This is a genomic window from Actinocrispum sp. NPDC049592 (assembly GCF_040675465.1).
GTDB lineage: Bacteria > Actinomycetota > Actinomycetes > Mycobacteriales > Pseudonocardiaceae > Kibdelosporangium.
Genome location: NZ_JBFAPA010000009.1, coordinates 310,618 through 323,462 on the forward strand (window position 1 = coordinate 310,618; position 12,845 = coordinate 323,462).

Here is a 12,845-nt window from a genome sequence, read left to right on the forward strand (position 1 = left end):
CCTAGGAACTATCCGTGGCCGTGGCTGTTGCGTTCCAACTGTTCGGCCACCGTGCGCCAGACACGTGCGCACTCCAGCGCCGCCTGGGCGATGGTCTCCCGGCAGTGCGGCGGCACGTTGCGCACCATCGTCGCCCAGCGCTCGTTGGGCATCGAGTGCACGTCCAGCAGGCGCAACAGGGTGCGCCCGGTATCGGTGAACCGGAGGGTCGGATCCGTGCGCAGGTAACGAAGGACGGTCGAGCGGTCGGGCAACGGCGTGGGCGGCTGGGGTTTCGGCTGCCGCTTCTCCTCGTTCTTGCGGGTGCCAACGCGTTGCCGCACCGCGGGATCCTCACCGCGCTGCAGCCGGGCCCGTACCGCGCGGGCGGTCTCCGGGGAGATCCCGGCGGCCTTGGCCACCTGGCGCAGCGAGAGGTTCGGGTCGGCGCGCATGAGGTTGCTGGCCAGCCGCCGCTTCTCCAGGCTGTTGATCGGGCGGACCCGGCCGTCCTGGCCGATCCGCCGGTCCGGCTGCGGGGCCTTGACCGTGCGCCGCACCTCGCCGATCGTCTTGGCCGACAGCCCGGTGACCGAGGCGATCAGCCGGTCCGACCAATGTGGATGCGAGGCCACGATGCTTGTCGCCGCGGCCTTCCGCTCGGCCAGCGACAGCGGCAGGCCGTGGGAGACGTTGGCCCGCACCGCGAGCACGAAGCAGTCGGCCTCGTCCCCGTCGAAGAACCGGACCGCGATGTCCTGCTGGTTGCGGAGTTTGGCCGCGCGCAGCCGGTGCACACCGTCGATGACCCGCATCGTCGGCCGGTGCACGATGATCGGTGGCAGTTCGTCCGGGGTGTCGGCGAGCGTCCGGACATGCTCCAGGTTCTCGCCGGCCATCCGGGGCGACCCGGCCACGCGCAACGCGCGGATGGCCACCCGGACCACCGGCCCGGAGCTCCCGCTCGCGTCGAGGTACTCGAAATCGTCCCGTGAGAGGCTGACAGCAGCGAAGTTGGTCACTTCACGACCTCCAGTCGTCACGGCGTGACCCGCACACGACGACCAGATTCCCAGTCCCGGCAGCCCCGGCACCAGTGACCGCGGCACCCACCGGTAGTGAGGTGGTGTGGTCTGGAGTATGAGAACCTCACCCCCTAGTCGCGGCTCCCGGGACGGGCGGGAGTTCCTCCGGCGAACAGGGGTGTACCTACTCCCAGTTCTAACACAAAATCGATCAGTCCAACTGAGTCAGCCTGCCGACTTGGCCCGCCGGACGAGCAGAAGCCCGGCCACGATCGCGGCGATCACCACGAGGCCGATGACCAGCCACAGCCACCACGGCATTCCGCTGCTGCTGTCCTGCTCCTGCGCTGATGGCGCCGGTGTCAACGGCCCGCCCGGCGCCGAAGCGCTGGGAGTGATGACCGCCGTCCCCGTGCCGGACGTGACGCCGGTCGTGGCCGCGCCTCCGGCGCTGGTCGCCGGGCCGGTCAGGGTGAACGCCACCTTGCCGCTCACCTTGTCCCCGTCGGCCGAGATCACCTTCCAGGTCAGGGTGTAGTCACCGGGCGGCCCGGACGGGATGACCGCCGAGGTCACCACCGCGCCCTTGACCTCCGGGCGGGTCATGTTCCACTGCGCGCCCTGCGGGCCGGAGACCTTGATGTCGACGCCGATCTCCTGCACGTCCTCGGTGAACGTCAGCGTGACCCGCGCGGGCGGCGTGGCCAGCCGCGCGCCGGACGCCGGGTCGCTGCTCTTGAGCTCGGTGTGCGCGAGCGCGGGCACGGCGGTGCCGAGCATCGCCGTCGCGGCCAGCAGCAGGGTTGCGGCGGTACGCCTGAGGATCATGAGTCGGCTCCTGGAGTCGGTCCGGCTGCTCCCAACGCGGCGATCCTGGCCTCCAGGTACCGGCGTTCCGGGAGACTGCTGGTGCGGCGGGCGGCCTCGGCGTAGGCCTGCCGTGCGGCCGGAAGGTCCCCGGCCATCTCGTACAGGTGTGCGCGGACCGCGGAAAGCCGGTGGTGCTTGGCCATCCGGTCGTCGGAGTCCAATGTGGACAGCAGTTCCAGGCCGGCCAGCGGACCGTCCACCATGGCCAGTGCGATGGCGTGGTTCAGCGTCACCATCGGGTTGGGTGCGAGCCGGGCCAGGATCCGGTACAGCACCAGGATCTGCTGCCAGTCGGTGTCCGCGTCGGTCTTGGCCTCGTCGTGCAGCGAGGCGATCGCGGCCTGCAACTGGTACGGCCCGACCGGGCAGCGCGACATGGCGTCCTCGACCAGCCGGGTGCCCTCGGCGATGAACTCCCGGTTCCACAGCGACCGGTCCTGCTCGGCCAGCGGGACCAGGTCGCCGTCCGGGCTGGTCCGGGCCGCCCGCCGGGCGTCGGTGAGCAGCATCAGCGCCAGCAGCCCGGCCACCTCGCCGTCGTCCGGCAGCAGCACGTGCACGGTCCGGGTCAGCCGGATCGCCTCGGCCGCCAGCTCGGGAGTGTGCAGGTCAGGGCCGGATGTCGCGGTGTAGCCCTCGTTGAAGATCAGGTACAGCACGTGCAGGACCGCCCGCAGCCGCTCGGCCCACTCCTGCGGCTCGGGCAGCCCGGTCGCCTTGATCGTCTTCTTGGCGCGGCTGATCCGCTGGCCCATGGTCGGTTCCGGGACCAGGAACGCCTGCGCGATCTGGCCGGTGGTCAGCCCGCCGACCGCGCGCAGGGTCAGCGCGACCTGCGAGGCCGGGGTCAGGTCCGGGTGACAGCACAGGAACAGCATCTTCAGCGTGTCGTCCTGGTCGGGCACCTCGGCCTCGACCGGGTCGTAGACCGCCTCCTCGCGCCGCCGCCGGGCCTGGTCGCTGCGGAACTCGTCGACCAGGCGCCGGGTCGCCACCGTGATCAGCCACGACTTCGGGCTGTCCGGCATGCCCTCGCGAGGCCACTGGGTCGCCGCGGCCAGCAGCGCCTCCTGGACCGCGTCCTCGCAGGCGTCGAACTGGCCGTGTTTGCGCACGAGCACACCGAGGACCTGCGGCGCGAGCACGCGCAGCAGGCCCTCGATGTCCACGTGGGTCACATCTCCAGACCGGCCTCGAACATGACCGGCCGCACCTCGACGCCCAGCCCGTCGATCCGGGTGTCCGGGATCATCCCGGCCAGCTCGATGGCACGCTCCCGGCTCTCGCATTCGACCAGGTAGAAGCCGCCCATGTACTCCTTGGACTCGGCGAACGGCCCGTCGGTGACCACCGGGGCACCGCCCCGCGCGCGGACCACCGCGCTGTTGGACGGGTCGGCCAGGGCCTGGGTGAGGATGAACTCGCCGGTCTCCCGGATGGTGTCCATGAAATCGCCGTGACCTGCGCCGATGGCGTTGCGCTCGGCCTCGGTCAACGCGTCCAGCACCTGCGGGTTCACATTCATGATCAGAAGGAACTTCATGTCTGTATCACTCCTTTCACCCGCCTGGTCGGAGCCGCCGGACCGTCCTCGACATTACTCACTCGAACCGGGCCGGATCGCCGGCCCCGACCCGGAGGATCTCGGCGTCCCCCTCGGAGAAGTCGATCACCGTGGTCGGCGTGGTGCCGCACTCGCCGGAGTCGATCACCGCGTCCACGACGTTGTCCAGGCGTTCCTTGATCTCCCAGCCCTGGGTCATCGGCTCGTCCTCGTCCGGCATCAGCAGCGTGCTGGACACCAGCGGCTCACCGAGCTCGCCGAGCAGCGCCTGGGTGACCGTGTGGTCGGGAATGCGCACGCCCACGGTCTTCTTCTTGGGGTGCAGCAGCCGGCGCGGCACCTCCTTGGTGGCCGGCAGGATGAACGTGTAGCTGCCCGGGGTGGCGGCCTTGATCGCGCGGAACACCGCGTTGTCGACGTAGACGAACTGGCCCAGCTGGGCGAAGTCCTGGCACACCAGGGTGAAGTGGTGCCGGTCGTCCAGGTGCCGGATCTGCTTGATCCGCTCGATGCCGTCCTTGTTGCCCAGCCGGCAGCCCAGCGCGTAACAGGAGTCGGTCGGGTAGGCGACCAGGCCGTCGTTCCGGATCAGGTCGACGACCTGGCTGATCGCCCGCCGCTGCGGGTTGTCCGGGTGCACGTCGAAGTACCTCGCCATGACGGGAGTCTACGGTGCACCGCCGCGGTCCACTCGCGAAGACACTGTGGACATGTCATGGCACGATGTTGACCTGCGCCATCATCGCCATCGACGAGTGGCCGACGAAGTGGCAGTGGAACGGGTAGATCCCGGTGAACTGGCTGTCCCACTTGATCAGGATCCGCACGGTCTGGCCGGACGGGATGGACACCGTGTCCTTCGGGTAGGCCTCCCACGGCTCCACCGGCTTGCCGTCCCGGTCCAGCACGCGGAACTGCACCAGGTGCACGTGCATCGAGTGCGGGATCGGGTCCGGGTCGGCGTTGGTGACCTCCCAGATCTCCGTGCTGCCGCGCTTGACGGTGAAGTCGACCCGTTGCGGGTCATAGGTTTTCCCGTTGATCATGAAGACCGCGTTCTGGAAGTCGAAGCTCAGCACGACTTTCCGGGTGGTCATCACCGGCGCGCCGATCGGCGGCAGCACGCTGAGCTTCTGCGGCACCGAGGCGTCGTCGTCGTCCGGCTGGCCGCGCCGGGCCCCCTCGGTCACCTGGAAGGCCATCACCTCGGTGCAGCCCGGGTTCTCGCCCAGCGAGTTGATCAGCTTGACCTGGCTGCCGCCGGCGACGTTGCTGAAGTCCACCACGACATCCACGCGCTCGGCCGGGAACAGGCCGATCTCGGTGCGCCGCACCGGCCGCGCCATCAGCCCGCCGTCCGTGCCGATCTGCAGGAACTCCGCGCCGTTGCTCAGCTTCACCTTCATCAGCCGGTCGTTGGACACGTTGGCCAGGCGCAGCCGGTAGAGCCGGCGGCGGACCTTCAGCTGCGGCTGCGGAACCCCGTTGACCAGCAGGATGTTGCGGCGGTCGGCGTCGAAGTTGCCCCACAGCAGCTGACCCTGGTCGTCCAGCGCCACATCGCGGAACATCAGCGGGATGTCGAACTGGCCGCGCGGCAGCGTGGGCGCCTCGGTGCGGTCCTCGATCAGGTACATCCCGGCCAGGCCGCGGTAGATGTGTTCGGACTCAAGGTGATGCGCGTGGTCGTGGTACCAGAGGGTGCCCGCGCGCTGGGCGTTCGGGTAGTCGTAGGTGCGCGACTTGCCCGGCTGGATCACGTCCAGCGGGTGGCCGTCGCTGTCGTGCGGGACGTTGCCGCCGTGCAGGTGGACCGCCGCGGGGCTGTCGCCGCCGTTGGTCACGGTCACCTTGATCGCACGGCCCTTGGTGGCCTTGATGGTCGGGCCGGGGAAACTCCCGTTGAACGTCAACACGTTCGTCTGCACACCGGGCAGGATCTCCGCGGTGGCCTGCTTGATCGTCATCTCGTAGTAGTCGGTCGACCGGTCCGAGTAGACGGGGGACAACACCGGCGGGATCGGCAGCTGCTGCTGGAACGCCGCCACCTTCGGCGCGCTGCCGGTGACCGCCGACACCAGACGCTCCGCCGGCAGGGCAAGCGCAACACCGGCCACCGCGCCCAGTTTCAAAGTGCCTCTACGGTTGAGCATCCGCGTAACCTTTCCTACGGGACACCGAAAAAAGCGGTGCCCACCAAAACGAGCACGAACGTGTACTGCAACACCGCCATGGCGGCGGCAACCGTCCCCGAGAACAGAATCGCCGTCCCCAGCGACATCCCCGCGATCGGCAACGTGACCGCGGCAGCGCCTATCGCCACCACCCCGGCGAAGACCACCCGCGTCAGGACACTGTGGACATTCCAGCGCCGCCGGACCGCCCACGCGGCAACGGCGATGCAGATCGCCGTGAGATGGAGCGCGAACATGATCAGGCCGGGGTAGTTGATGACCGCCTCGCCGGTGACCGGGGCCGGCGGGACGTAGCCGGTCATCGCGTGGCCGTCCATCTGCGCCAGCGCGTGCCGGGAGATCTCGCGGAACGGCAGGAACCGCGCATTGTCCCGTAGTGACCACGCCATGATCGCCGAAACCCCCAGCGCGAAGAGGAAAACGGGGACGATCCGGGGGTGGCGGGTCGCCGGTGCGGCTTCGGGGCGCGGGTCCCGGATCTCACCGGGCGAGGCAAGGGCTCCCTCGGCGGAGCTTGAGCTTGGGCGGGATGAGACAAGGGTTTCCCCGGGCGACTGCGCGGCGGATCCCCGAGGTGACCTCGCGGAGGGTTCCTGGGGCGACTCCGCGATGAATTCCCGGGGCGCCCCTGCGGTTTCGCGGTGCGGATCGATTTTGCGTGGGGTGGCGGCGCGCACAAGCTCTCCGGCGGGCAGGTCGCCAGACCCGCCCGCTGTTCGCCTGCCCGCGCGCCGCAGGGGTCCCCGCACAAAATCGATCCGCGCCGCGCAACCGCCACGGGAACCCTCAACAGACCCGTCACAGCAACCCTCGGCACTCCCCTCGGACCACTGTCCGATCGGTACCGCACTGTCCCGGGACACGCTCACGATCTCACCCGTTCGCCGTCTGGAGGTTGTTCTTGGTCGCCGTCGCCACTCGCTTCACGAGCTGGTCGCGGATTCTCGTGGGGATGTCAGGCGCGAAGCGCTCCAGGTAGCTTTCGGCGTGGACGTCGGTGTCCATGACGAACGGCAGGTCGAAGACGACCAGCTTGCGGATCGCGAGCAGGGGGATGGGCGCGCGCAGGGGTTTGAAGTCGTGGTTCCACAGGCCGGGCTCGTCGCAGACCGGGTGGAACTGGCCGATCATCAAGCCGTCCGCGACGAACCCATCCTTTGCCTTGCGCTGCAGCTCGTCAAGCTCGGTTGAATCGTCAAAGTCCAACTGTGGCAGCACGAGCAGGATCGTCAGCAACTCTTGGTCCGATGTGGACAGTGTCGCGGACAGACGTTCGTACCAGCTGCGCAGGCCCTCCACCGCGGCCGGGAGGTCGTGGCCGCCCGAACCGGATGTCAGTGAGGCCAGATAGAACAGTCCTTTTCGCAGGGATGGCTGGGTGTAGGGGCACACCGGGCCGCTGCGGCCCAGATCCGGGTGCGAGGACACCAGGAAGTCGCGGGCCCAGCCGAGGATCGAGGCGACGTGCGGCGCGTCGCCCGGGGGTACCTTGCCGTCGTCGATCTCGGCGGCCGTCCAGATGTGGACGTGGTCGTCACCGGTCATCGCGGTTCCCGCCACATCGGCCGCAGGGTCGGGCCGCCGGGGATGTCGATGCGCACACCGACCTCCACGAACCCGTTGCGCAGCGCGGCCCAGGTACCGCCCGCGGAGCTGGCCTCGGTGTAGCAGGCCATCTCCTCGGCGTCGGCGCGCCCGAGCAGCGCGTCGACCAGCACGGACATCGCGCCGTGCCGTTGGTGCTGTGGGTCGACCCCGGCGAACGAGACGTAGTAGTGCGCGCGGCCCATCGGGTGGTGCACCGCCTGCAGGCCGGAGATCGTGGCCATCTTCTCCACCTCGTCGCCGAGGATCGCGGCGAACCGCTGGGACAGCTCGACTCCGCGCCGCTCGACCTCGTGCCAGGCGCCGGGCGGCAGGAACAGCAGCGCCGCGTCGCGCTGCGCGTTGGTGTAGACCGCGTCGTAGCCGAGCGAGATCTCCAGGAACACCCGGAAGAAGTCGGGCAGGATCCGTTCCCTGCGCTGCTCGTCAGGGGTGATCCACTTGGTCAGCGCGTCGTTCTGGAACGCCTGGGCGAGCATGTGGGCGAGGGCGTCGACGTCTGCTGGGGTGGCCAGGACTGCGGTGTCGGCATGGGCTTCGATCGGGGACACTGTGGACTTCCCTCCGCGGACGGGGTGGTAGCGGCGTTACCACCAGAAACCGGTTTGCCCGATGGGGGCGGCGGCGTCGGCGGCGAGGTCCGCCACCCGGGCGTGCAGCTGCTCGACGTAGCCCTCGGACTCCGGCTTGATCAGGCAGCTGCGCAGCACCCTGGCCGAGCCGGCGTCGCGCCCGGTGCCCGGATGCCGCGTGGTGAAGGCGTCGGCGGTGGTGCGCAGCAGGCTCAGGTAGACCGGGTTGTCCGCCGCGGCCATGCTGTCGCGCAACAGCCGGTCCGACGCGGTGTCGATGGCCGACAACGTCTGCAGCGGCACCGCGGGGAAATAGTTGACGATGTCCAGCTGGGGCCGTTGGTAGAGGCGCAGCTCGGCGGACTCGTCGATGAGCTGCGCCCAGCGCAGCGCCGCGCGGCGGCTGCCGGCCAGGATCGTGCCGAACCCGTCCGGGGTGAGCGGCAGCAGCTGGGTGGTGAGCCAGAACGCGGCGGCGGCCGCGCCCGCCCGCGAGCACTCCAGGCTGATCTCACCGAGGTGCAGGTCCGAGTCGGTGAAGTAGGTGTACGGCGAGTCGTGCATCAGGTGCCGTCCCGCCCGCGGATCCGAGAACAGCACCGCGCCGCACCCATAGGGCTGCAGGCCGTGCTTGTGCGGGTCGACCACCACCGAGTCGCAGTCCGGGATCGCCTGCCACGGCTCGGGATCGATGACGCCGGACTGCGCCAGCAGGGTGAAGAACCCGCCGTACGCGGCATCCACGTGCACACGTACGCCGTACTTGCGAGCGAGCGGAACGACCTCGTGCACCGGGTCGACGGCCCCCAGGCCCGTCGTCCCGGTAGTGACGACCACAGTCCCGATCTTCCCGGTGGCGAGCACGTGGTCGAGGGCATCGAGGTCGATCCGGCCCACGGCGTCCACGGGCAGCTTGTGCCCGCGGACGCCGAGGACGTGACACATCCGCTCGTGCGTGTAGTGAGATTCCGCGCTGAACGCGATTCCCTTGCCGGGATGGGCTTCCCTGGCGACATACAGGGCTTCGAGGTTGCCCATGGTGCCGCTGGTGGTCAGGTGCCCGAGGTGCTCGCGCATCCCGAACATCCCGGCCAGCGCGGCAACACATTCCCGCTCCATCTCGGTGGTGGCGGGCCCGCCCTCCGCCGCGTGGTTGTTCGGGTTGAACAACATCGCGGTGACATAGCCCGCGACGGCGGCCGGGTGCGGTGGTTTCACCATCTGGCCGGCGTAGCGGGGGTGGAAGAACGGGTAGTTGTCCTCAAGGCGTTTCGCGAACTGCTCGAAGACGTCCGCGAACGCGTGGTCGCTCACCTCGTGTGAGGGATGCGGCTGGAATGGACCGAACCGCTCACCCCAGCGCTCGACGACGTCGACCGCTCGCGGGAGCCAGTACCGAAGGTCCATGATCACACCCTTCCGGGAGCCTACAGAGACCTTTGTAGCCAGCGCCCCGCAAGAGGCCCGCAACATCAACTCGTCTGGACTGCGGGTTTCGATAGGGGTAGCAGGACCTCGTCCAGCGCGGTGGCCGTCAGGCCGAACGCCGATTGGATCCTCGACGAGTCCACGACGAACGGCCGGTGCGACATGTGCTGTGTTTCGTGCAGTTCGTTCCAGAACGGATCGGTCAGGCCCAGCAGGGTCAGTTCCCGGTCGGACATCTCCGCGAGACGGGGAGCCGGTGCCCCGGCCAGGTCCGCCAGCCGCGTCGCCACTTCCCGGACCGAATGGGTGATCACCGGCGCGTGCCAGGCCTGGCCGGGACTCCGCTCGTCCCGCGCGACCGCGACCAGCGCCCGGGCGGCGTCCTCGATCGACGTGTAGGCGTGTGGCGCGTCGAGGCTCGCGGGCACGAGCGCCAGCTGTCCGGCCAGCACCTTGGGCTGGATCATCAGGCTGAACACCGACACTGCGCCCACCCCGATGAACTGGCCCGCGCGGACCTCGGTGGCTCGCACCCGGCCCGCGTCGTGCGCCGCCTTGGCCTCCCGCCACATCCGGGCCCGGACCTCGCCCTTCGGACCGGTCGCCGCGAGCGGGTGGTCCTCGGTGAGCGGACCGTCGGCGGGGCCGTACCCGTAGAGGTTCCCCAGCATCACGTACACCGCGCCGGTTCGTTCGGCGGCGGACAGGACCGAGCCGTACAACGGCGGAACCGTTTGCGGCCAGGTGTGGTACGCGGGCATGGCGCAGTTGAACAGGGTCGCCGCGCCCTCGGTGAGCGCGGTCAGCCGGTCGGAGTCGTTGGCGTCCAAGGCGATCCGCTCGACCAGCGGGTGGTCCGGCCCGCCGCCGCTCCGGCTGACCATCCGGACCCGGTCGCCGGCGTCGGTCAGCAGCCGGGCGGTGGCCTGGGCGGTGGCGCCGCGGCCGGCGATCACGTGGAAGGGCATGTTTCTCCTCCGCGAAGAGTTGTCGCTTTCGAGGGGACCCACTGTGCGGCCGGGGCCGGTCCGGCGGCAGGGACCCGATTGCCAACGTTGCGGAGGTTCTGGCCATGCGTCGGATCGTGTTCGTCGTGGTCGCGCCGGTGTACTCGTTCGACCTCGCGATCGCGCAGATGGTCCTCGGCGGCATCGAGGGTTACGAGCTGACCGTGTGCGCGGTGGAGCCGGGCCGGATCGAGGCGGTCGGCGGGCCGGACGTCCTCGTCGAGCGCGATCTTGGTGCCATCGCGAGCGCTGACACCGTGATCGTGATCGGCGGTGGTGCCCGCGAGGACATCGATCCCCGCATCCTTCACGCCATCCGGGCCGCCGAAGGCAAGCGGCTGGCGGCGATCTGCACGGGAACTTTCGTGCTCGCGCAGGCCGGGGTGCTGGACGGTCGCCGGGCCACGACGCATTGGGGCCTGACCGATGAGCTCGCCCGTCGTCACCCGGCGGTCACCGTGGCGGCCGACGTGCTGTACGTGGCCGACGGGCCGGTGCTGACCAGCGCGGGTGCCGGGGCCTGCATCGAGCTGTGCCTGCACATGATCCGGACCGACTACGGCGCCGCGGTGGCCGCCGAGGCCGGGAGGGTGGCCGTGCTCGCCCCGCCGCGGCCCGGTGACCAGCCGCAGGTCGTCGAGACGCCACTGCCGCCGGTCACCGGCACCTCGCTCGCCGCCACCCGGGAGTGGGCGCTGCGGCGGCTCGACCAGCAGCTCACCCTGACCGACCTGGCCGCGCACGCGAAGGTCAGCGCGCGGACGCTGACCCGCCGGTTCCACGCCGAGACCGGGCTGAGCCCGTTGCAGTGGCTGCTGCACCGGCGGATCGACCGGGCCCGCGAGCTGCTGGAGACGACCACGCTGCCGATGGACCTGGTAGCCCACCACAGCGGGATGGGCAGCGCCGATTCGTTGCGGCAGCACATGATCCGCCGGGTGGGCAGCACGCCGAGCGCCTACCGAACCGCGTTCCAGGGTCCACAATAGACAAAGGCCCGGGCGGACCCGGGCCTTCGCGGCGAAAGTCTCAGAGGCCGATCAGGCCCACGCAGAAGGCGGCCGCGGCACCGAGGGCGAACAGCATGCGGATGGCGTTCGCACGGGTCCAGGGGTCCTCGAACTGCTTGCGGGCCGAGGAAAGCGCCTCGTTCGACAGCTTGTCCGGGTGCCCGGCCCGGTCCAGGCGGATGTTCATCGGGATGTTGCCGCGGAAGGTGATACCGAGGCTGATGATGTAGAGGACCACGCCGATGATCACCGGCGCCAGCACGGCGGCGCCGCTGCCGAGCACGAGCAGGAGGCTGATCACGCCGAACACCAGGCCGCCCGCGAAGGTGAGGCCGAACCCGGCGTTCTGGATGTCCCGGTTGATGCGCTGCATGACGTTCACGAAGGTCTTGTCGTCCACGCCCTTGAGGGTGCGCATGACGGAGACCCCGAACGTGTAGAAGAGCCCGGCCTGAAACCCGACGGCGAGCGTCGAGATCACCAGTAGCGCTCCCCTGACGACATCCATGATGGCGATTCCTCCCTGAGCGATCCGTTTTGTGTGTGAACCCGATTCAAGTCCGAAATGGCTGGACGGTCCATGGCCCAGAAGCGCGGAACCATGCGTTATCGTCTAGGTCTGTGGACTCGTTGACTGTGGACACCCTCACGGGTCTGGTGGACGGGCCGCGGGCGCGTGGCGCGTTCCTGCTGCGGTCCGTGCTGAACCCGCCCTGGTCCCTGCGCATCGAGGACCGGGCGCCGTTGTCGTTGGTGACGATGATTCACGGCGATGCCTGGATTGTCCCGGATGTCGGGTCTGTCGCACAACTGCGTCCAGGTGAGGTCGCGATCCTGCGCGGGCCCGACCCCTACAGCATCGCCGACGACCCCAAGACCAAACCCAACGTGGTGATCGGCGAGGGCCAGGTGTGCACGGTGCTCAGCGGGCCGGGCATCGCGGCGCCGCGCAACCTGGGGATCCGCACATGGGGCGACGGCGGCAGCACGGTGATGCTCAGCGGCACGTACACGATGACCAGCGAGATCGGCCAGCGCCTGCTCAGCGCGCTGCCGCCGGTGCTGGTTCGCGGCGCCGGCCCGGACAACGCCCTGATCACCTTGCTGGCCAACGAGATCAGCAAGGACGACACCGGGCAGGAGCTGGTCCTGGACCGGATCCTGGACCTGCTGCTGGTGACGATCCTGCGGTCCTGGCTGGGCAGCCCGGGCGCGCCCGCCTGGTACAAGGCGCAGCAGGACCCGGTCGTCGGCGCGGCGTTGAAGCTGCTGCACGAGGATCCGGCGCAACAGTGGACGGTCGCGAGCCTGGCGACCACCACCGGCGTCTCCCGGACCGCGCTGGCGCGGCGATTCACCACTCTTGTGGGTGAACCGCCAATGTCCTATCTCACCGGTCTGCGGATCGCCCTGGCCGCGGACCTGTTGCGGGAACCTGGCGCCACGCTCGGCGCGGTCGCCCGGAAAGTCGGCTACGGCAGCGCTTTCGCGCTGAGCGCGGCCTTCAAACGGGTACGCGGCGTGAGCCCCCAGGAGCACCGGACCAGTGCGTCCCAACGGCCCACGCCGATCGTTCCCGTGATGGGCTAG

Annotated in this window: 14 protein-coding genes; 2 read left to right on the plus strand and 12 right to left on the minus strand. The window is 69.6% G+C overall.

Features of this window, described 5'->3' with window-relative positions:
- Positions 1–8: 8 nt before the first annotated feature.
- The 11 genes from AB0J95_RS24385 to AB0J95_RS24435 form a co-directional block, all read right to left on the minus strand.
- On the minus strand, positions 9–1,001 hold the full coding sequence (locus AB0J95_RS24385) for a ParB N-terminal domain-containing protein (RefSeq protein ID WP_364761888.1): 993 nt from the start codon (positions 999–1,001) through the stop codon (positions 9–11).
- 228 nt (positions 1,002–1,229) lie between these two features.
- Entirely contained in the window at positions 1,230–1,832 is a 603-nt protein-coding gene (locus AB0J95_RS24390; protein WP_364761891.1) for a copper resistance CopC family protein, read from the minus strand.
- Positions 1,829–3,043 (minus strand): sigma-70 family RNA polymerase sigma factor, encoded by a 1,215-nt coding sequence (locus AB0J95_RS24395; protein ID WP_364762154.1) that lies wholly within the window; start codon positions 3,041–3,043, stop codon positions 1,829–1,831. The genes AB0J95_RS24390 and AB0J95_RS24395 overlap by 4 nt, the downstream gene beginning before the upstream one ends.
- Before the next feature lie 5 nt (positions 3,044–3,048).
- Positions 3,049–3,417 carry a YciI family protein gene (locus tag AB0J95_RS24400; protein ID WP_364761894.1) on the minus strand — a complete coding sequence of 123 codons (369 nt, stop codon included), beginning with the start codon at positions 3,415–3,417 and terminating at the stop codon, positions 3,049–3,051.
- Between the two features lie 58 nt (positions 3,418–3,475).
- Positions 3,476–4,096: an L-threonylcarbamoyladenylate synthase gene (locus AB0J95_RS24405; RefSeq protein WP_364761897.1), complete on the minus strand. Its 621-nt coding sequence runs from the start codon at positions 4,094–4,096 to the stop codon at positions 3,476–3,478.
- A 55-nt stretch (positions 4,097–4,151) separates the two neighbouring features.
- Entirely contained in the window at positions 4,152–5,591 is a 1,440-nt protein-coding gene (locus tag AB0J95_RS24410; protein ID WP_364761900.1) for a multicopper oxidase domain-containing protein, read from the minus strand.
- Between the two features lie 14 nt (positions 5,592–5,605).
- Positions 5,606–6,022, minus strand: a complete 417-nt coding sequence (locus AB0J95_RS24415; protein WP_364761903.1) for a hypothetical protein — start codon at positions 6,020–6,022, stop codon at positions 5,606–5,608.
- Between the two features lie 484 nt (positions 6,023–6,506).
- Entirely contained in the window at positions 6,507–7,178 is a 672-nt protein-coding gene (locus AB0J95_RS24420) for a DUF6875 domain-containing protein (protein WP_364761906.1), read from the minus strand.
- Positions 7,175–7,789: a hypothetical protein gene (locus AB0J95_RS24425; protein WP_364761909.1), complete on the minus strand. Its 615-nt coding sequence runs from the start codon at positions 7,787–7,789 to the stop codon at positions 7,175–7,177. Before AB0J95_RS24425 ends, AB0J95_RS24420 begins: the two co-directional genes overlap by 4 nt.
- Positions 7,790–7,825: 36 nt before the next feature.
- Positions 7,826–9,217 carry an aminotransferase class V-fold PLP-dependent enzyme gene (locus AB0J95_RS24430; protein ID WP_364761912.1) on the minus strand — a complete coding sequence of 464 codons (1,392 nt, stop codon included), beginning with the start codon at positions 9,215–9,217 and terminating at the stop codon, positions 7,826–7,828.
- Between the two features lie 65 nt (positions 9,218–9,282).
- The gene (locus tag AB0J95_RS24435) at positions 9,283–10,206 is read right to left on the minus strand and encodes an NAD-dependent epimerase/dehydratase family protein (protein WP_364761915.1); all 924 of its coding nucleotides are present in this window, start codon (positions 10,204–10,206) and stop codon (positions 9,283–9,285) included.
- 104 nt (positions 10,207–10,310) lie between these two features.
- Between AB0J95_RS24435 and AB0J95_RS24440 the strand changes: the two genes are divergently transcribed.
- On the plus strand, positions 10,311–11,234 hold the full coding sequence (locus AB0J95_RS24440; protein ID WP_364761918.1) for a DJ-1/PfpI family protein: 924 nt from the start codon (positions 10,311–10,313) through the stop codon (positions 11,232–11,234).
- Positions 11,235–11,274: 40 nt separating this feature from the next.
- On the opposite strand, the gene AB0J95_RS24445 is transcribed toward AB0J95_RS24440, so the two are convergent.
- Positions 11,275–11,763, minus strand: coding sequence for a DUF1772 domain-containing protein (locus AB0J95_RS24445; RefSeq protein WP_364761921.1), 489 nt, complete (start codon positions 11,761–11,763; stop codon positions 11,275–11,277).
- A gap of 128 nt (positions 11,764–11,891) precedes the next feature.
- On the opposite strand from AB0J95_RS24445, the gene AB0J95_RS24450 reads away from it, so the two are divergent.
- Positions 11,892–12,845: an AraC family transcriptional regulator gene (locus AB0J95_RS24450; RefSeq protein WP_364762157.1), complete on the plus strand. Its 954-nt coding sequence runs from the start codon at positions 11,892–11,894 to the stop codon at positions 12,843–12,845.